This is a genomic window from Paenisporosarcina sp. FSL H8-0542, assembly GCF_038632915.1.
Lineage (GTDB): Bacteria > Bacillota > Bacilli > Bacillales_A > Planococcaceae > Paenisporosarcina.
In genome coordinates, this window is sequence record NZ_CP152050.1 from 2,149,985 (window position 1) to 2,169,157 (window position 19,173).

Consider the following 19,173-nt stretch of genomic DNA (forward strand, 5'->3'; position numbering starts at 1 on the left):
TAACACCCCGACTCGGAAGTTAGCCCCTACGAACCAATCCCTCCCCCCTCACTTCTTCTCCTTTCCACCCATCCATTTTTGATTCACCCAATTTACAGCGTTGAGTTGATGGGCTTTTGGTTGATTCACTTTTCCCCTCTAATGAATAAATATCCAATCTGTCTTGGGATTTAGGCAATAAAAAAAGACCGTCTCTGACGATCTCCTGTTCCTCAACTAAAGCAACCGTTAGTTGAAGATGATACTCTTTACATGTTTTTTAAAGCAAGTTTGACCGATGTATTTATTTGTTCTTTGAACACACCAGTTTTATCAATAGCTAGTAGTTCCTCTTTTAAATGTTTTTCAAAAAAATCAACGTTATCTCCAAGAAATCGTTTAGCACCAAAAGAAGTTGAATAGTGATTTCCGATTATAGAGTCAAGTGTCCATACCTGCTCATAAGAAGGCATTTGATGAATTTCTAAGTCAAACTTTGAACTTGATATAATATCCTGATGGCTAACTGTAGGATGACTGTATGTAATATTCCCTGCTCTCCTTTCATTGCCATACCAATGTTTTACCACCTCTTGGACTTTCTCTTGCCAAGGTAGAAGCACATCCTTAGGAGAGTAATTATCTATAATAGCTATTCCACCACCAATAGCAATCATTTCGTACAAACTATCAAGAACTTTTGGTCGATTCATCCAGTGAAATGCCTTTGCAATCGTTACAAATCTAAAGGTTGTATTGTTTGTACTGTTATATTTTTCAATATCACCAATAAACCACTCTGTATGTTCAACCCTAAATTCCTTACTAAGTCTTTCAGCCTCCTGAATCATCTCACGTTCCGTATCTATCCCAACAATTTTTTCGAACCAATCAGAGAACCTTAATGATAATCGGCCATCACCGCATCCCAAATCTAGCATGTGGCCATTTCCATCTAAAGAAAACTTACTTCTTAAAAATCTAATTAAAGAAGCAGAATATAATGGTCTATTTCGTGAATAATACCAAGCTGTACCTTTAAACAAATCTTCTCCGTAATCTTTCATTTTATAATCCTCCTTATTTAAGCACCCAAAGGCATAAAAATCTTCTACATGTCTGGCTTAGTAAATCAACAGAATAATGCGTTAATCCTTCTTGGATCAACGCATCATTTAGTCTTATTGTAATTTGGTTTGCCTTCTTCAACTAACCTGCCCCGTTAGTTGAAGAATTACTTTTTTAATGTGAGTAGAGTTTTCTCGGCTATTTCAATGTCATCCATATCAAACATACTAATATTGATTGTTTGGTCTAATTTCTTGTTTCTTTCCTCTGATTCCTCACCAACCCAACAAGTATATAGTTCACAATAGTCTCCTCGCTCAAGATGACTATCTAGAATCTCAAGTAAAGCTTTCAAATATTGTTGTTGTTTTTGGTAATTGTGAGGTGAATTTTTTTTATCCTTTTTGTATAAAGAAAGACCTACGCTTTCTGCAGTAGCTACTTCATAAATATATTTAGTTGTAATGTGTTTACGAACATCTTCTCTATCATATTTACTCGAAAAGTTATTACCTACAATAATTAAGTCATCGCTCTCTTCATAGTTAATTGGAAGCGTGAAATTACAACCTAAATAATTTGTCAAACTCATTTGAATTCATTCTCCTTTTGGTTTACCTTGTTCAACTAACCTTTAGTTCAATAAGAAAACGAGTTGTAAAGCAGCCCGGTGATCTTTAACTAAAGCACTCGTTAGTTGAATAAGAATTTTCATTGATGCTCATTTAAACTGAAAAAATGTAATTTGTTTTTAAGTAGTTGAATAATGCAACTTCATTATTTGATAACCACTTTAATTCCCCTAAATGGTGTCCGAATACTAACATCATAAAACGGAGTGCTTTCCCAGTTATTCAGCTCAACAACTTTATCAATACCTTGCTTTAGCTTATCGAGTATTACTTCTTTTTTCTCTTGGTCATCTAATTTTAAAAATTCGCATACATCAAAAAGAATTTCTACATCGCAAAAGCCATCTACAACATTAGAATTCGCCTCTGGAAATTCTTTTACACAGAAAATATTAATTTGGCTAATATCGGTTGTATTAAACTTTGAGAAACTACTTTCGTAAAGAGAGGTTATACATCTTGATTGAAACGACAGTTTTTTATGTACCTCTTTAATTCCCACGTCCTCATTTACATACAAAAAAAATTCCTTAAAATCATTAGTCATCACCCATTCATAATTTCTATTCAAAGTTCCCTCACTCTTCTTCGACTAAACTGCCCCGTTAGTTAAGAAGGTTTCAATAATGTAATCTTTACGTAACCCCATTCGGTTCTTTCTTTATCTTCACAATTACTATGTAAAAAACAATGCTTACTACTATTAAACAAAAGGTAACATTTTGCGAAAAACCAACAATATCTCCCCAGCTACTTGTACCGTATAAAAACAACTGAAAGATTAAACCTACAAGTAAAATTAGTAGTGCATATGGCGTTTTTTTTAATAAAAACCCTGTAATTCCACCAAGAATACCACCGATAGCTGAAGCACCGCCCCAAATTGCATAAACAAGTGCCTGTTCTTTAAATGATGATGATACTGTTGTTTCTATATAATTGTGTCCAATCGCGAAGTAAAAAGTAATTGCACAAATTGTATAAATGGATCCAAGAAATGCAGCTTTACTAATGTTATTCGCAAATAGATAGCCAACAAGCATTGCAAGAATAAACCACATTGGTAAAGAATTAATCGTTATCGCTAAATAGAAAATGACGAATTCAAGAACTGTAACACCATCAGCTATAATTGGTAAATGGTCGGAAATAACTGAGAAAATACCGACAATTAAACCAACAACAAGTGTAAAAATAATAAAACTTCTCCAATTCCCTTTATATTCTTGATTCTCCATTAACAAAACTCCCTCCTCGACTTAATTTGTCTGTTCTTGAACCACTGTAAATCCAAATATTTTTTCAATTTTAGTCACTTTAAGTATTAGGAGACCTATCATAGTACCTAAAGTATTTAATATAATATCATCAATATCGAACGACCTGTTGGGAAGTAATAGTTGAATAATCTCTATAAACGTTGAACTTAATACACCGACTAAAACAACACTCATCATATTGTTTAGTCTCTTGAATTTTAAAATTAGAATGAATCCTAAAGGCGTAAATAAGATGATATTTCCTAAAATATTTCTTAAGGGAACCATATAATAAAAGTGATTTAATAATTCATTAATACTTGCAAACGGCACAAAATTATTAGGTAAATCCTATTCAGGACCAAAAGCTATTTCAAGTGGAAAAATTGTTAGTCCTATGATTCCCATCACACTTATGAAGTAAAGAAGATTTACCACTTCTCGTTTAAAATCAAATTTCTTATTAATAATGGTAAGGTTAAAAGCCTTAAAAATTATCCATATAATCGTAATTGCTATTGCGGGGTAGAGAAATTGGATTCTAATAAATCACACATCCTTTTTTATATATAAAATTACATAAGGAACAAATTATACCATTAACTAGTCAGATAACGTGTTAGGTCAAGATATATGTTAATTACCATTTCTTATTGAACTAACCTGCCCCGTTAATTTAATAAGAAAAAATGCAAAAAATGCTTTACTCTTTCTTGAAGTAAAGCACCCGTTAGTTGATGAAGCCACCTGCATATTCTATACCAAAAACAGATTCAAATAGTGCACGTTCATTGCAAAATATAGCCCCTGTATATGTTAGACAACAGCCGAATTTCTACGGGGGCGTTTGCTATTATTTTTTTAAGTCAACGATAATCGGATCAAGCTCAATTTCGATATGACCTTTTCCGGACATAAGACTCGCAATTTCAACAGGCTGAATGATGAGCTGGCTAGCACCTTCTTGGATAGCGCCAAGTGCGGCTGTTCCGTTAAATGTTTTCCCATTATCGGGTGACATGCCTGAACCACCCGACCCATTCAAGTACACATGACCGAGATCATCGGTTACATAGAAAACAGGTGACACACTTGGCCACTCTTTTAACAGTTCATCAGTTACCACTTGTTCATATAAAATAACGGTTGAAACGTCTGTAAATTCAACAGATTGAAGCGTGAAGCTCATGTCTTTATGCAGGACAGTTTCATTGACGAGCTGTATATCTCCCTCTAAACGCTTTAATGAAAAGGCGAACGACCAATCTCCCTCAACCTCTAAATCATTCGACATACTATAAAAGGCATGTGGAGTCCAAGTGACTTCCACCGTTTCTGGAGATACATCATCTTTGAAGCGTGGCGTAAATGTTGATAAGCCAACATAACGTGTATCACTAATCTTTGTAATTTGACTACCGCCACCACTACTACCGCTTGCACCGACGGCATCAAACCAATTTGGCGCACTCATATGCATCTCTTTTCCAAATTCATGATTAGTTTCAATCGCAAACGACACAGTGACGTTAGTGCCGTCATATACCGCATTGTCAATCATGACTGTAACACCATTACTCGTCTGCGCAAGATCAATATTAGTAGAGAAGGTCTCAAAATTTTTGTAGTGCTGCTCTTCGTTATTAAAATAACTAATGACATTATCCATAAACGGAATTTGTGATGCAAAAGACGGGAATGCAAAACCGGTTGCTGTAGTGGCACCAACAATCATAACTGCAGCGACTGCAATATGACGCCAGATTGGTGATTTTTTACGCTTATTAAGTACATTTTGTTTAACTTGTGCTTTTTCAATATCTGTCACCTCTAGAAGCTCAAGTTTATCGATATCTAAATCAATCCATTCTTTCATACTCATATGAATCGCTCCTTTAGCCTCATGTTTGTAGCTAGTATCTTCTTACCTCGATATAGGCGGTTATCAACAGCAGCTTTCGTTAGCCGGAGTGCATCGGCAATTTCACTGTTTGGTAGCTCCATATAATATTTCATCATAAAAATATCGCGGTCAATTTCCTCTAGTTGACTGATTGCCAGTAATAATTCATTTTTTTCTTCTCGTTGCAAGACGGATAAATCTGTTTGTAGGGAGCTTGCTTTTTGTTCGAGTGGTGCATCCGATTGTTCATGTGCGATTTGTTTTTCAGCGTGCCGATATCGATCGATTGCTTTGTATTTCGTAATCATGCCAATCCATTTTTTAAAGTCTGGTGTATCACCTTGAAACTGATGAGCATTTTGCCAAACCGTTAGAAAAACATCATTGATACATTCATCAATATCTGGTCGCTTCATATTGTGTAAAATTTTTGTAGCAATTGTTTTCACGAGTGGCATATAGGCATCAATGATATACTCGAGTGCATCTACTTTTTGTTTTTTTAATCTAGTGATAAAGTTGGTCGATGAACTTTTCATTTACTTCGCTCCTTATGTGATTGAAAAAGCATTTTCATAAAGTACAACGAACAGTCTTACAGTTTATTCTCAAAAAATTTCTAGAATTTTTTGTTTTTTCACTCATTAGTGTAACTTTCAAATAAAGAATAAGCGAAAGTTCGAACAGAACTTCAATATTAAAAATAATAAAAAGAATCCATTTTGAAAAAAGATTTAACAAAATGGATTCTTTCTTGTAATTATTATATAAAGTTTTTATAAAAAAATTTGATTATTTTCTTGGTTCTTATTCAACTAAAGCACCCGTTAGTTGAACAAGACATTTTTATTGTTTCTATTTTTTACAATACCTTTAAATTCGGATTATATCGAAGGAAGAAAAAAGACGATTACAAAGAGGAGAAACACTGTCCATACAAATGATAGTTCAATTTTTTTCTCATTTGAAGTACTCCTTTTTATTGTCTTATGGACTATTGATAGAACTAAAATATTAATTAAAAATAGAAAGTAGTAAATGATTATGTATAATATCCAACGACTATTTTGTATTACTTCGTCTAAAGGAAATAAAAGAAAAGAACTAATGAAAACAATTACTGATATAACCATAATAAAGGAAATAATTATATGCATTTTTTTCCATATAGGGTGCAATAAAAACGTTTTGCTTTTTTTAGTTTGAAAAATCATTAATAAACTGAACAAGCTTATAACGATAGTAATAAATACTAATGTTAATACCATTGTTATTACAGGACTCGATGACATCTGTGTTGATATTTCTTCTTTGAAAAAATCCATTAAAATCGAGAAAATTACTAAAGAGAGAACTACAACCCCTTGAAAAAAAGTCCAGCGTGAAAACAACATAAACAAACCCCTCTCCGTGTTTTCATTTACCCCCAAATTGTAATATTCCCCTACGTATTTTTGTGAAACCATTATAAGTATCTCATTTTGAATAACTACTATTTAATTATATTTACGTTTCGACATACTATAGGTTTCATTTATTTCCTAAGATTCTTTATTCAACTAAACTGCCCCGCTAGATTAAAATTGATATTCATTCTTTGTCCCCCAGTTTCATGTTTTATTTCTTGAACTAACCTGCCCCATAGTTTAATAAATTCAATAAAAAATAGAACGTTAATCCTTCTTAGATCAACGCACCAATTTGTTTATTCCTCATATAACCACTCAAAATCATCATGTATGATATATTCTTATGCTTAATTCAATAATGTATCGGTAAAACCTAAGGTAGCTGTTTGTTTATCCGAATTGTGGTTTTGTAGCCTTTTATAGTGATGAATATAAAGAATCTAGTGATTAGTATGAATGTCCATATTTGGTATGTAAATTACCTGCTGAAATAATAGTAGGAGATTTGCGGCTTGAATGGAATGATTCCATAGTTTTTGTTTTAATTAAGACCTTTTGAAAAATCCGTGTTTCTTGATTTATCAGATTAGATTTAATGAATTCGATTATCCCATTCAGAGCTTGACCTAATATGCCAAAAATATCAGAGTGGATTCAGAAGGTATAAATTACCTTCTTTTTCTTTGCATAATCCATGTTATGATTCGTTAGGTACTTTACATTTTCAAATATTAAGATATTAAAATACTGATAGAAAACCTAGGAGGAAAACATACATGAAGAAACTAATATCGTTAGTTCTGCTGATGTCTTTATTCAGTGGTGTATCATCAGTTAGTGCAATCACAACATTTAAGGAACCACCTTTCCAAGCATATAAAGTAACCCAAGGAGATTCATTTTGGTTTATTGCTAATAGATACGGATTAGATTACAAAAAATTAATGGAGCTAAACCCAACAGTTGATCCTATGCAAATGAAAGTTGGATCAGTGATTCAACTAAAACCAGCTTCACAATCAACTCCAACTCCAACTCCACCAACCACAGCTTCATCAGCTCTTTCAGCATATGAACAACAAGTGGTTACATTGGTAAATCAAGAACGTGCAAAAGTTTCTCTTCCTGCTTTGAAAGTTGATGCGAAATTATCTGAAGTCGCAGGCATCAAATCACAAGATATGAAAAACCTTAATACTATGTCTCATGACGGAACTTATGGATCACCTTTCGATATGATGAAACATTTTGGAGTTACTTATAAATCAGCTGGCGAAAATATTGCTCAAGGTCAAACAACCCCTGCAGAAGTCATGAAAGCTTGGATGAATTCTCCTGGTCATAAAGCTAACATCTTGAGTAAAAACTTTACTCATATCGGAGTTGGCCATGTAGCCAGTGGAAACTATTGGACTCAACAATTTATAGGAAAATAAGAGAAAGAAGTGTGGTTAATTCCATGCTTCTTTTTTTATTTGTCTTAATATATTGTCAAAACATTTTAAATAACCTTATCCTTTGAGGGTAGCTTTTTCTTATTGCTTTTAAGAGTTCGTAAAAGTGACCCTTTAGTTGAATAAGAAAAAAAGCTATCTAAACAGCTAAATGATCTTCAAGTAAAGCACCCGTTCTTATTCACCATAAAATATAATTTATGAAGCTTTTAAAAAACGTTGTTACCGCCAAATAAACCCCCATTCTTACTTCCTTGTTTTTAAAACTTAATTCAAATCGTTCACTCATATACTCCACCCCATTTATATCTTTATTCAACTAATCTCCCTCTATAAACATTGATGTATCAACGGTTTACATCACTTCGTGATGTGAGGAAAAATATTTTTGACGGTTTCAATAAACATAGATTTGAATATATAGTTTTTATTACCAACTTAAGAGTACGCTTCGCTAAAACTAATGGAAATCATTAGCTTTTCTTTGCCATTATGTGATGCACAATGGATCTCTGCGAAACTTATGATGACGGACCCTCCCATGTCTCTTAGCGTCAGTGCGCTTACATTCCTTCGTTTGGTCTATTCATAAGGCAGAGGCCTGCTAAGCTGCCCCGGGGACTCATGGTCTTAGTTTAGTTATGTTGCTGGCTTCTCCGTGTCATCCTTCTTGTCATAAATCGATCATCGAAATGTTTACGCTGCCTCTGAGAGGCAGTAAAGATCCTTCATCATATACTGCTCATTAAAATGGACTTTCTTTTTACATATGCCATGTAATACTTTCAGTAATTTACCGCACAAGACCACCATTGATTGCTTACCCCGTAAGGGATTTTGTTTGCGTGTTGTGTAGTATTCATGAAGCTGTTTAAACGCCGCGTTATGACGTATGAGTGGAACTATTACTTTGAAGAGGATATATCTGAGTTTCTTTCGCCCTCTTTTCGAGATATGTTTTTGTCCCTTATGTTGACCAGACGAGTTTTCACGTAGTGTTAATCCCGCTAGTTTGATAAGTTGGCGTGGATTTTCATAAAGTGAAAAGCTCCCTACTTCAGAAAGTAAATCAACAATCGTCGCATCTCCTAAACCAGGAACGGAACTGAGTAACTCATATTCCATTGTTGTTTGTGCCATTTCGGCTAATTGATTATTTACAGAGGCAATTTCGGTTTCTAATAAGCGATACTGACGTAGGAGCGTGGCGATTTCATGTCGGGCCATCTTTTCTCCTTCTTTCAGGCCGATTGAGTTAGTCGAAGCTTCAATGAGAAGCTTTGCTTTCGGCAACTGTGGCGTTCTCATACCCTCTACCTCACGGTATAGAAAAACCAACTCCTCAGCTGTTTTCCCTTCAATATCCTGTGGAAATGGAGTCATTTCCAATGCCGCCAACGCCATCTTTCCAAAAGACGGAAAGACTTGAGTAAACTCTGGAAAATAGCGATCAAGCCAACGGACGATTCGATTTTTAATACTCGCTAAATCTTCCGTTAACTTTGAACGGAGAGTAGATCCGATACGAAGTTCAGCTTCTACCTCTTTTAACAAACGTGGATAACTAAAACGGCCATCCTTCAATAAGCGTGCGATGACCAACGCATCTTTTTTGTCGTTCTTTGTTTGTAAATTATCGTCCAGTTCCTTCGAACGTTTGACGTGCATTGGATTTACCATGACGAGTGGAATGCCATAGTTACCTAAGAAATAAGCCAAGTTCATCCAATAGTGGCCTGTAGGCTCAATTCCAACGATAACGTCTGTTTTCTTAGCTTCCTTCATGGTTTGACGAATCTTTTCATACAAACTTTCAAAGCCTTCTTTTGATTGATTTACTGCAAAGGATTTTTCAATCACACGCCCTCGTTCATCGACAAAGCACGCATAATGAACACGCTTGGCAATATCCATACCGACAACGAGTGTATTTTCAGTCACTTGATTAATTTTTTCATTGCATTTAAACTGCATAGAGAAGTCCTCCTAGTTAGCTGATGGGTCAATGGTCGTTGACACTCACATCATACTAGAGGGCTTTTTTTCTTTCAAGATGGCACAAATCCTTCAAACAGGAATGCTGCCCCGTCAGTTGAATATGAAATCCTTTTCTACTTTTGAAAAGTCACTCCATAAATCTATAACATTAACTTCATATTTCTCTTTTTTAACCTATTAACCATAAGTTCCAACTCGGTTTTCAAATTATTAATAAGATATTTCTTAATTTCTATGGTATTTGCAGTCTCCCATCTGTCACGTGGCATTCCTAAGTGGGCAATGTTTTATCACTTAATAGCACCTATTCTATTCGGGGTTGGTTAAAATCATCAGTCATCAACAACGTATTCTTCGATTCTGTTCAAAAGATCCGTAAAGCCGTTCAAGGTTTTATTTGTCATATCAATGAAACACCAGAAGCTACTATGAATCGGCTATGCATTCAATTCTAAAAGTTTTCCACCGGATATATATCCAAACTATTCTATTAAAACTGAATTTTCTTGAAATATATTTTATCTTATCCTATACTAGTAACGATTGAGATTGAGAGTTGAGGAGATGAAAAATACTGATGGATTTTTGAACGATTGATGTCACAAACAGAGACGGCAGCTTCAAATGACAAGTATCAATTTATATTCGGAGGGATGGGAACGAATTGAAGAAAAGGAAACACTGTTACAAGCGAATATTTAGTATTGTAGCAACATTACTTATGGTATTTTCATTACTATCACCAGGATTCGCGGATGCTGAATCAATAAAGCCATCAAACCGTTATGTAAATGATCACCAAACTGCTGCAAAGGTAAAGGTAAGCAATCGTTTACTGGAAACGTTTAAAAAAGATGATAAAGTAACTTTTTTAATCAAATTTAATGAAAAAGCAGATACAGCAAATGCTATAAAGCGGGCGAAAGCGATTGCGAAGCAAGAAAAATTAACGGCGAATAAAGAAGAGTTTATCCAACGCTCTGCAGTAGTATCTGAGTTAAAAGCTACTGCACACGTAGAGCAGCAAAACGTTTTAAAATATCTTAAACAAGAAGAACTTAAAGGGAATGTCGAATCTTTTAATTCCTATTTTATCGTCAATGGTATGGCTGTTACAGCAACGAAAGAGGTTGCAGAAAAGATAGCAACCTTTTCCGAAGTTGAAAAAGTACTGCCAAACGAAACAAGACAATTATTTGCTTCAACAACTAAAGAGGAAAGCCTTAATTCAAATCTAGCGAATGTAGAGTGGAACGCTGAGAGAGTTGGAGCTCCGGCTTTATGGGAAAAGGGAATCGACGGTTCAGGTGTTGTTGTAGCGAGTATTGATACCGGTGTTCAATTGGATCACCCCGCATTAAAGGAAAAGTATCGCGGCTATAATGCAGCAACCGGAGAAGTTGATCACGACTTTAATTGGTTTGATGCCACAGCCGGACAATCGAGTCCATATGATGATTTAGGACATGGAACACATGTGACTGGGACAATGGTCGGCAGTGAACCAGATGGATCTAACAAAATAGGTGTAGCACCTGGCGCAAAATGGATTGCTGTTAAGGCATTCTCGGAGACTAGCGGAAGTGATGCCAATCTATTGGCTGCAGCAGAGTGGATTTTAGCACCAACAGATGCAAATGGGAATACCCGCGTTGACATGGCACCTGATATTGTTAACAACTCATGGGGTGGCGGACCAGGTCTTGATGAATGGTATCGGGATGTAGTAAGAGAATGGAGAAATGCCGGGATATTTCCTACTTTCGCAGTTGGAAACACAGGCATGACTAATGATGGCGGACCTGGATCAGTCGCCAATCCAGCAAACTATCCCGAATCATTTGCAGTGGGAGCAACGGATAGTAATGATATCGTTGGAGACTTTTCATTACGCGGCCCTTCACCATATGGTGAAATAAAGCCTGATATTTCAGCGCCTGGAGCGAATATTCGTTCATCGATACCTCGCAGTGATTACGAAGGCGGTTGGAATGGATCATCGATGGCGGCCCCCGCTGTATCGGCAGTTGTAGCATTATTATATGAAGTAAATGCAAGTTTATCGGTTGATGAAATAGAAAAAATTTTAATAGAAACAGCAAAGCCTTTAACGGATAAGGAATATCCAGAATCACCAAATAACGGGTACGGCTATGGATTAGTCAATGCATACAATGCGGTATCTTCTATTAGTGATGGTCTAGGGACTTTGGAAGGAAAAGTGGTCCAAACGAATTTTGATTTGCCGATAAGCGGTAAAGTAAGCGTGCTTGAAAGTAGACAGTACATCAACACAAATCCTGAAAATGGCTCTTATAAACTCCCGCATGCTGCTGGTAAATTTACAGTTCAAGCCGAAGCATATGGATATCAATCTAAACAGCAATCAGTAACGTTTGAAAAAGATAAAGCTATACACGCAGATTTCACATTGAATGAAATCCCAAAAGGAACTATAAGTGGTGTGATTACCGATAAAATCTCGGGGGAAGTTGTTGAAGGTGTGACATTACTCCTTATGGAAGATGCCAATATTACACCTGTGGCTACGGATAGGGACGGTAAATATGAACTTACTGCTATTGAAGGAACTTATACGTTGAGAGCCATGAGAAGCGGCTATCACAGTCAAGATGTTGATATTACAATAAAAGGAAATGAACATGCGGTTGATATTGTTCTTGATCCTTTTTACACGTATCCTGGCGGCGAAATTGGCTACGATAATGGAAAAGTTGATAGTGGCAGTATGTATTTTGGCGGTGGAGCTGGCTGGGCAGTAAAAATGTCATTGCCAGAGAATAAGAAATCAGCGATTGTCACAGATGGTGTGTTTCACTTAAAGGATAAAAAATACTCAGAAACACATGGGACGGAATTTAATGTGGAAGTATGGGATGCCTCTGGGCGCGATGGGTTACCGGGTAAGAAACTTGCTGGCCCGATAGCCGCTGAAGCTGTATTGGATGACTGGACAGTAGTTGATTTAACCGATTACAATATCAAGGTTGATGGAGACTTTTATATGGTGTATGTCCAAACACTGAATTATCCGGAGGCACTTGGTTTAGCAACCGACAACGGTAATCCATATATGGAGAGAAGCTATCAATATCTTGATGGCGAATTTTATCCAGCATTTGTTGAAGACGGTAATTATATGATCCGTGCACGTGTTAGTTATGAAGTAGACAAGCCATCAATTACTTCGCCAAAACAGGATGAAGTATTCAAAGACGAAAACATCACGGTAGAAGGAACTGCCTCACCTTCAACAACGATTAAGCTGATGAATAATAATGAAGAAGTAGGTACTGCAAAAGTTGGCGATGAAGGCAAATTTTCAATCCCAATGAAAATTAAAGATGGTAAAAATAGTTTAACAGCAGTCTCCATGTTGAATGGGAAAATGACGGGAAAATCGAATCCTGTTATTGTTTCACTACTATCCAAGGATGTTGGTCCTGGCCCTGGACCTGGTCCGGTTGATCCTAAACCAGAAATACCACCAGCATTCACAGATATTACAAATACTTTCGCAAAAGATGAAATTAATAAGCTCGCAGCGAAGGGAATTATCCAAGGGAAAACGGGAACTACCTTTGCACCAAACGCACAAATTACGCGTGCAGAATTCACCGTATTACTTGCTCGCGCGCTAAACCTTCCGTTGAAGACGTACGAGGGCAAGTTTGAGGATGTGAACACAAGTAAAAAGTGGGCATTTGCAGGGATTGAAGCAGCCGCCAATGCAGGCATTGTGAACGGAATGAAGGATGGTAAATTTAATCCAGACGCTCCGATTAAACGTGAAGAAATCGCGGCAATGGTTGTAAGAGCAGTTGAGATTAAAGATAAAATAAAACTAGACAACCTAGAAAAACCAGCTAATTTTAAAGACCATCAATTAATTGGTGCATATGCAATTGATTCTGTCTATAAAGCAACTGCACTAGGTGTTATTAAAGGTAACGAAGGTCAGTTCAATCCTAAAAACAACGCAACACGTGCTGAAGCAGCAGTTATGCTCTATCGTACATTGGACACACTTAAACTACTAGACTGATTTGAAAAAGAAGAGCCGAGTAATTTCGGCTCATTTTTTAATGCACTCTAAAAAAGTACCGATATAATTAAAATCTAATACAATTAGAAATATTGATAATCACTGTATGCCATTAATATAGAAGAAACGTATGGCCAGTACAAATTCATGGTTTCCCCCTTATCAAACCGCACGTGCCCTATTTAGGCATACGGCTTACCAATATGTTACAACGAGGTTCTAGTGTGATGCATTTCAGGTATTTTGCATCTTGTGAATGCGGAGAGGCGAAAAATACTCTTCACTTTTCATTTTGAAGCGAAACTTGTCTTGATCATATTTTTGTTTTGCCTTGATTTTCTTCTCTTTTGCGAAATCATCGAGTGTTGTACCGTATGATTTGTTGAGGTACAACCATAGACAATGAAGCCTCATTTTATTCACCCTCCACAGTAATTCGACGAGTAGTAGTTATAGAAGTTTCAATACACCAAAGCATGATTTGAGTGCTTAACTTGTAAAAAACTCGCATATCCAGACACGTAATGGCGCGATTCGGTAATGGTTTCACAAATAATCCCCCTCGAAATAAGAACATTCGTTCTTACAGTGAGGGGGATTCTAATATTTGTCTAGTGAGTATGTCTTGCTTTTATCGGTAAATCATGGATATAGGTTTCAATTTCTTTTTGATCGAGCCGCCACCAATCACACCAATTTTGAGGGTTTTCATGATTTCATCAATGGTTGCCCCGGCATTTAAGCAGCCTTCCTGTGATAGCAAATGCATTCATCGCAGCGACTGATTATTGATATGGCTAATCCCATAATGGTGTACTTACCCTAACTGGCGTTTAAATACTTTAATGGCGAAGAAGTAAGCGATGACCATGATGCCGACGCACCAGGCAAGCGCAATCCAGATATCGTTGCCAACAGACCCTTCATACAAAAGGGCACGAATCGCATTCACGATTGAAGTCACGGGCTGGTTCTCAGCGAACGCACGGACAATTTTAGGCATGGTTTCGGTGGGGACAAAGGCCGAACTGATAAACGGTAGGAAAATCAGCGGGTACGAGTAGGCTGTCGCCCCTTCCATAGACCCCGCTGTCAATCCGGGAATGACCGCCAGCCATGTCAGCGCCAGTGTAAACAGCCCGAGTATCCCAGCTACCGCGAGCCAATCCAGGATATCCGCGCTGGAACGGAAGCCCATCAAGAGCGCGACGAGGATAACCACCACGATAGTTAGCGCATTGGAAACAAGCGAGGTCAACACGTGAGCCCACAATACCGACGAGCGCTTGATGGGCATGGTAATGAAACGCGACATCAGCCCGCTCTTTACATCCGTAAACAGCCGTACAGAAGTGTAAGCGACGCCGGATGCGATAGCCATCAGCAAGATTCCCGGCAATAAATAATTGACGTAGTTGTCCGTGCCTGTCTCTATCGCGCCGCCAAATACGTAGACAAACAGCAGCAGCATCATAATCGGCGTAATCGCCACCGTGATAATCGTATCCGGGCTGCGCATGATGTTGCGCATTAAACGTCCTAGTAATACCCCTGTTTTGCTTTTCATTTACATCTCCTCCTTTTTGCCGATGATCGCGAGGAAAATTTCCTCTAATGTCGGCTGCTTCTCGATGTACTCCACTTTCGCTGGCGGGAACATCTCCTTGAGTTCGGTAAGGGTACCGGTCGTGATGATTTTTCCGCCATGCAGGATGGCGATACGGTCCGCCAGTTGTTCGGCTTCCTCCAGGTACTGGGTCGTCAGCAAGATGGTCGTGCCGCCGCCGGCAAGCTCCTTGACGGTATCCCAGACTTCAATCCGCGCTTCGGGGTCAAGCCCTGTCGTAGGTTCGTCGAGAAAAATGACTGCTGGCGTCCCGATCAGGCTCATGGCGATGTCAAGCCGGCGCTTCATCCCGCCTGAATATTTGTCTGCCCGGCGGTTGGCCGCATCGGTCAGGCTGAATCTTGCAAGCAAATTGTCGGCGACTTGAGCGGGATTGGAAACTCCCCGCAACTTGGCGATCATCATCAGGTTTTCCCGCCCGGTGAGCATCCCGTCTAAAGCTGCGAACTGCCCTGTCAGGCTGATACTCTGGCGAACATGATCCGGTTGACGCTGGATGTCAAAGCCGCAAATACCTACTTCGCCGCCATCGGCCTTCATCAGCGTCGAGAGGATGTTGACTATCGTCGTCTTGCCCGCTCCATTTGAGCCCAGCAGTGCGAAAATTTCGCCACGCTGTACCTCAAAATCTACTCCCTTTAAGACTTCCTTGTCTTTAAAGGATTTTTTTAACCCTTTTACAGAAATCGCTGCATTGCTCATACTTTTTTCCTCCTTATAAAATACTCTTCTATTTAGTCTGACTGATAATCTGTATAACTTATTACTAGGTGAAAATATAACTGAATGGCGAATGTGGCAATTCACATTTGTAATCAGCTATTCAGTCGGTATTATCTATTGAATTTATTTTTTCCCAATCGCTTCATGATACTCTGATTCAAATCTTCACGATACTTGGCGACATAGGTTTTAGCGTTTGCCACTAGTTCGTCGGCAAAGGACGCCACGTCGTCCCCGGTGATTTCCAGCACTTGTCTGCCTTCCGCCGCACCGGCTTCGAACAACTCGATTAATTCGTACTGCATGTGCAGCATATCCATCCCGTTGCCCGCTGAGAAATTCCACATGTAGTTTTGAATTTTCTTAAATATAAACTGGTAGTCCTCTGGCAGGGCTTCAACCCGTGCCATCATCATCTTGTATTCTTTTTTATCACCAATCATTTTTTTGAACATTTCCATCATGTTATTTTTCCTCCTTTTTTATTAAGCTGAAAACAAGACACTCCAAAATATTGTACGGAATATCTTATGAAGCTAGATTGACTTTAAGACGTTGATTTTTGATGATACAAAATCCCATTTTCTCCAAAATAATTCAAGTTCCTGTCGGCCAGACTCATTAAGTGAGTAGAACTTGTGGGGCGGCCCCATATCTGACGGCTAGATTGCCTATACTCTTCTATTTAGTCTGACTGATAATCTGTATAACTTATTACCGGGTGAAAATATAACTGAATAGCGAAGGTGGTAATTCATATTTGTAACCAGCTATTCAGTCGGTATTATCTATTGAATTTATTTTTTCCCAATCGCTTCATGATACTCTGATTCAAATCTTCACGATACTTGGCGACATAGGTTTTAGCGTTTGCCACTAGTTCGTCGGCAAAGGACGCCACGTCGTCCCCAGTGATTTCCAGCACTTGTCTGCCATCCGCCGCGCCGGCTTCGAACAACTCGATTAATTCATACTGCATGTGCAGCATATCCATCCCGCTGCCCGCTGAGAAATTCCACATGTAGCTTTGAATTTTCTTAAATACAAACTGGTAGTCCTCTGGCAGGACTTCAACCCGTGCCATCATCATCTTGTATTCTTTTTTATCACCAATCATTTTTTTGAACATTTCCATCATGTTATTTTTCCTCCTTTTTTATAAAGCTGAACAAGACACTCCAAAATATCGTACGGATAATCTTATGAAGCTAGATTGACTTTAAGACGTTGATTTTTGATGATACAAAATCCCATTTTTTCCAAAACAATTCAAGTTCCTGGCGACCAGACTCATTTAGTGAGTAAAACTTTCGGGGCGGCCCCATATCTGACGGTTTCTTTTCTATGCTCACCAGTTTTTTCTTTTCTAATCGCACAAGGATGGTGTAGACCGTCCCTTCCACGACTTCAGTAAACCCAAGATCGTTCAGGCGGCGGGTAATCTCGTAGCCATAGGTTTCATGGCGGCTGATGATTTCCAGCACGCAGCCTTCCAGCGAACCCTTCAGCATTTCAGTTAAATTTTCCATGTTCAGTTCCTCCTCTATTTCGTCTGACTTATATTCAGTATAACTTAGTACTAAGGGGAGATTTTTACTGAATAGCTTTTGCGAAATCACGCTATTCAGTATTGCTTATTACATGTATATCGTAACACCGAGTAGCGGAGGTGTCAACTATTTTCCTTAATAATATTTTTGCAACCTCACTATTCAGTGATGTCGGTATCCAGTGTGACCTACTACAGGTATATCGTAACACGTAGTAGATGGACTGTCAACTGGGTTTTCTAAATATTTATAAAACCAGCAATCCCCATGAGATACAGCCGATTTTCTTTATGGAGCTTTTACTTCCTCCTATGCTTCTTTCAAAAAAAGTTTGATCAAAAACAGTTCGCAAACCCATATTTCACGATAGAAAGAAGCCATTTTGAAAAAAGATTGATCATGGCATTTTAATTTGTTATTAGTTATTTCGTTTTTTAAAAAAAGTTTGAGCATTTTTTAGTAGTCCTTATTCAACTAATGTATCCTTTTGTTAAAAAGTATTTATTAGGATTTATTGTTAAAACAATCTTCACAAATGAACCTACCTTCGTTGCTTAAATATGCTTTTATTTCAGTAAAACCTTTTCGCTTAGGATAACGCATTTTCACAAAAACAACGTCGTCTTCCTTAATCTCTTTATCACAAATAGTACATTTGGGTTTTTCCCACAACAATTAAATCACCTCTAAACTCAAATTACTTTCCAATTTATACTTCACATCGTTATATATTTCTATTGCTTGTTCATAAATATCATCATTTGGGTCGATTTGATAATTTTCAGCACTATCACTTAGATGAAAAATCCCCTTATCATCTATCACTAAAGTACCTGAAATTTGGTCATTATAGATAAATGTTATCGTTATCGCCTTTTCATAATTAATTTGTTGGTTTGTTTGTCCACTATAATCTATTTGATTGTAAGCCTTCACAAGTGACTGAACAGTTTCTTTATCTACTTTGTTATATCCCTGGTACAAACTCTGTCCAAAGCCAATATCAAAGTAATCTGCTCTAATTTGTTTTACAGAGTTATTATTACATCCGCTTACAATTAAAAATACAATTATTATAATAGACATAAATAATAATCTCCTCACAATTTCACTCCCTCCAAGCTACGCTGATGAAAATCTTCTAAAACTTACCTGCTTTTTCTTTAATACGTTTGAAATGAATAGAGGTTCCAATTTTAAATAAATTTTCCATTTGAAAAAAAATCCATTTTTTCTAATTGAACTAACCTGCCTCGTTAGTTGAATAAGAATGAAGAGCTTTCATTACAGCCCAACTATCTTTAACTAAAGCATCCGTTTGATTCCACATAATAATTATTTATTCGGTATAATTTTTTACACTTTTCCAAAAGGACTCTGATTTATCCATTTTTTCCAAACTTGTCCTTTGTGAAATGTTTTTTAAAAGTGTAAAAAACAGCGGAAAATAATTTTTAGAATTCGTTTACATGAATATGACTTCGAAAGACAAACTAATACGAAAC

General features: G+C 37.3%; 19 protein-coding genes and 2 pseudogenes. 3 read left to right on the forward strand and 18 right to left on the reverse strand.

Features of this window, described 5'->3' with window-relative positions; genetic code table 11:
- Positions 1-248: 248 nt before the first annotated feature.
- The 7 genes from MHH33_RS11170 to MHH33_RS11200 form a co-directional block, all read right to left on the reverse strand.
- A complete protein-coding gene (locus MHH33_RS11170) occupies positions 249-1,046 on the reverse strand; it encodes a class I SAM-dependent methyltransferase (RefSeq protein ID WP_342541782.1) in 798 nt (265 codons plus the stop codon).
- A gap of 167 nt (positions 1,047-1,213) precedes the next feature.
- Positions 1,214-1,639, reverse strand: a complete 426-nt coding sequence (locus MHH33_RS11175) for a hypothetical protein (RefSeq protein WP_342541783.1) — start codon at positions 1,637-1,639, stop codon at positions 1,214-1,216.
- Positions 1,640-1,824: 185 nt separating this feature from the next.
- Positions 1,825-2,226, reverse strand: coding sequence for a hypothetical protein (locus tag MHH33_RS11180; RefSeq protein WP_342541784.1), 402 nt, complete (start codon positions 2,224-2,226; stop codon positions 1,825-1,827).
- An 88-nt stretch (positions 2,227-2,314) separates the two neighbouring features.
- The gene (locus tag MHH33_RS11185; RefSeq protein ID WP_342541785.1) at positions 2,315-2,917 is read right to left on the reverse strand and encodes a hypothetical protein; all 603 of its coding nucleotides are present in this window, start codon (positions 2,915-2,917) and stop codon (positions 2,315-2,317) included.
- 21 nt (positions 2,918-2,938) lie between these two features.
- The gene (locus MHH33_RS11190; protein WP_342541786.1) at positions 2,939-3,271 is read right to left on the reverse strand and encodes a VanZ family protein; all 333 of its coding nucleotides are present in this window, start codon (positions 3,269-3,271) and stop codon (positions 2,939-2,941) included.
- 520 nt (positions 3,272-3,791) lie between these two features.
- Positions 3,792-4,820: a DUF4179 domain-containing protein gene (locus MHH33_RS11195; RefSeq protein WP_342541787.1), complete on the reverse strand. Its 1,029-nt coding sequence runs from the start codon at positions 4,818-4,820 to the stop codon at positions 3,792-3,794.
- On the reverse strand, positions 4,817-5,380 hold the full coding sequence (locus MHH33_RS11200) for a sigma-70 family RNA polymerase sigma factor (RefSeq protein ID WP_342541788.1): 564 nt from the start codon (positions 5,378-5,380) through the stop codon (positions 4,817-4,819). Before MHH33_RS11200 ends, MHH33_RS11195 begins: the two co-directional genes overlap by 4 nt.
- A gap of 1,646 nt (positions 5,381-7,026) precedes the next feature.
- Here MHH33_RS11200 and MHH33_RS11205 point away from each other — a divergent pair.
- The gene (locus MHH33_RS11205) at positions 7,027-7,686 is read left to right on the forward strand and encodes a CAP domain-containing protein (protein WP_016427550.1); all 660 of its coding nucleotides are present in this window, start codon (positions 7,027-7,029) and stop codon (positions 7,684-7,686) included.
- 714 nt (positions 7,687-8,400) lie between these two features.
- Here MHH33_RS11205 and MHH33_RS11210 read toward each other — a convergent pair.
- Positions 8,401-9,678 carry an IS110 family transposase gene (locus MHH33_RS11210; protein WP_342541766.1) on the reverse strand — a complete coding sequence of 426 codons (1,278 nt, stop codon included), beginning with the start codon at positions 9,676-9,678 and terminating at the stop codon, positions 8,401-8,403.
- A gap of 344 nt (positions 9,679-10,022) precedes the next feature.
- On the opposite strand from MHH33_RS11210, the pseudogene MHH33_RS11215 reads away from it, so the two are divergent.
- Positions 10,023-10,157: pseudogene (locus tag MHH33_RS11215) on the forward strand (IS630 family transposase); the annotation flags it as partial.
- 209 nt (positions 10,158-10,366) lie between these two features.
- On the forward strand, positions 10,367-13,768 hold the full coding sequence (locus MHH33_RS11220) for a S8 family serine peptidase (protein ID WP_342541789.1): 3,402 nt from the start codon (positions 10,367-10,369) through the stop codon (positions 13,766-13,768).
- 234 nt (positions 13,769-14,002) lie between these two features.
- Here the strand turns inward: MHH33_RS11220 and MHH33_RS11225 are convergent, their stop codons facing one another.
- From MHH33_RS11225 to MHH33_RS11270, 10 genes and pseudogenes are all read right to left on the reverse strand, one after another.
- Positions 14,003-14,182 carry a hypothetical protein gene (locus tag MHH33_RS11225; RefSeq protein WP_016427552.1) on the reverse strand — a complete coding sequence of 60 codons (180 nt, stop codon included), beginning with the start codon at positions 14,180-14,182 and terminating at the stop codon, positions 14,003-14,005.
- A gap of 217 nt (positions 14,183-14,399) precedes the next feature.
- Complete coding sequence (locus MHH33_RS11230; protein WP_342541790.1) at positions 14,400-14,537, reverse strand: hypothetical protein; 138 nt, start codon at positions 14,535-14,537, stop codon at positions 14,400-14,402.
- Between the two features lie 48 nt (positions 14,538-14,585).
- Positions 14,586-15,335 (reverse strand): ABC transporter permease, encoded by a 750-nt coding sequence (locus tag MHH33_RS11235; protein WP_016427553.1) that lies wholly within the window; start codon positions 15,333-15,335, stop codon positions 14,586-14,588.
- On the reverse strand, positions 15,336-16,097 hold the full coding sequence (locus MHH33_RS11240) for an ATP-binding cassette domain-containing protein (protein ID WP_016427554.1): 762 nt from the start codon (positions 16,095-16,097) through the stop codon (positions 15,336-15,338). It abuts the gene before it with no gap.
- A gap of 131 nt (positions 16,098-16,228) precedes the next feature.
- Positions 16,229-16,582 (reverse strand): DUF1048 domain-containing protein, encoded by a 354-nt coding sequence (locus MHH33_RS11245; protein ID WP_342541791.1) that lies wholly within the window; start codon positions 16,580-16,582, stop codon positions 16,229-16,231.
- 72 nt (positions 16,583-16,654) lie between these two features.
- A pseudogene (locus MHH33_RS11250) lies at positions 16,655-16,780 on the reverse strand (PadR family transcriptional regulator); the annotation flags it as partial.
- Positions 16,781-16,902: 122 nt separating this feature from the next.
- Entirely contained in the window at positions 16,903-17,256 is a 354-nt protein-coding gene (locus MHH33_RS11255; RefSeq protein WP_342541792.1) for a DUF1048 domain-containing protein, read from the reverse strand.
- A gap of 70 nt (positions 17,257-17,326) precedes the next feature.
- A complete protein-coding gene (locus tag MHH33_RS11260; protein ID WP_342541793.1) occupies positions 17,327-17,647 on the reverse strand; it encodes a PadR family transcriptional regulator in 321 nt (106 codons plus the stop codon).
- 525 nt (positions 17,648-18,172) lie between these two features.
- The gene (locus MHH33_RS11265; RefSeq protein ID WP_231391050.1) at positions 18,173-18,343 is read right to left on the reverse strand and encodes a Fe3+ hydroxamate ABC transporter substrate-binding protein; all 171 of its coding nucleotides are present in this window, start codon (positions 18,341-18,343) and stop codon (positions 18,173-18,175) included.
- Entirely contained in the window at positions 18,344-18,754 is a 411-nt protein-coding gene (locus MHH33_RS11270) for a hypothetical protein (RefSeq protein ID WP_342541794.1), read from the reverse strand.
- Positions 18,755-19,173 lie beyond the last annotated feature (419 nt).

Coding starts and splice junctions, on each gene's coding strand:
- MHH33_RS11170 (WP_342541782.1), bottom strand. CDS start 1,046: ATGAAAGATTACGGAGAAGATTTGTTTAAAGGTACAGCTTGGTATTAT.
- MHH33_RS11175 (WP_342541783.1), bottom strand. CDS start 1,639: ATGAGTTTGACAAATTATTTAGGTTGTAATTTCACGCTTCCAATTAAC.
- MHH33_RS11180 (WP_342541784.1), bottom strand. CDS start 2,226: ATGACTAATGATTTTAAGGAATTTTTTTTGTATGTAAATGAGGACGTG.
- MHH33_RS11185 (WP_342541785.1), bottom strand. CDS start 2,917: ATGGAGAATCAAGAATATAAAGGGAATTGGAGAAGTTTTATTATTTTT.
- MHH33_RS11195 (WP_342541787.1), bottom strand. CDS start 4,820: ATGAGTATGAAAGAATGGATTGATTTAGATATCGATAAACTTGAGCTT.
- MHH33_RS11200 (WP_342541788.1), bottom strand. CDS start 5,380: ATGAAAAGTTCATCGACCAACTTTATCACTAGATTAAAAAAACAAAAA.
- MHH33_RS11205 (WP_016427550.1), top strand. CDS start 7,027: ATGAAGAAACTAATATCGTTAGTTCTGCTGATGTCTTTATTCAGTGGT.
- MHH33_RS11210 (WP_342541766.1), bottom strand. CDS start 9,678: ATGCAGTTTAAATGCAATGAAAAAATTAATCAAGTGACTGAAAATACA.
- MHH33_RS11225 (WP_016427552.1), bottom strand. CDS start 14,182: ATGAGGCTTCATTGTCTATGGTTGTACCTCAACAAATCATACGGTACA.
- MHH33_RS11230 (WP_342541790.1), bottom strand. CDS start 14,537: ATGCATTTGCTATCACAGGAAGGCTGCTTAAATGCCGGGGCAACCATT.
- MHH33_RS11235 (WP_016427553.1), bottom strand. CDS start 15,335: ATGAAAAGCAAAACAGGGGTATTACTAGGACGTTTAATGCGCAACATC.
- MHH33_RS11240 (WP_016427554.1), bottom strand. CDS start 16,097: ATGAGCAATGCAGCGATTTCTGTAAAAGGGTTAAAAAAATCCTTTAAA.
- MHH33_RS11245 (WP_342541791.1), bottom strand. CDS start 16,582: ATGATGGAAATGTTCAAAAAAATGATTGGTGATAAAAAAGAATACAAG.
- MHH33_RS11255 (WP_342541792.1), bottom strand. CDS start 17,256: ATGATGGAAATGTTCAAAAAAATGATTGGTGATAAAAAAGAATACAAG.
- MHH33_RS11260 (WP_342541793.1), bottom strand. CDS start 17,647: ATGGAAAATTTAACTGAAATGCTGAAGGGTTCGCTGGAAGGCTGCGTG.
- MHH33_RS11270 (WP_342541794.1), bottom strand. CDS start 18,754: ATGTCTATTATAATAATTGTATTTTTAATTGTAAGCGGATGTAATAAT.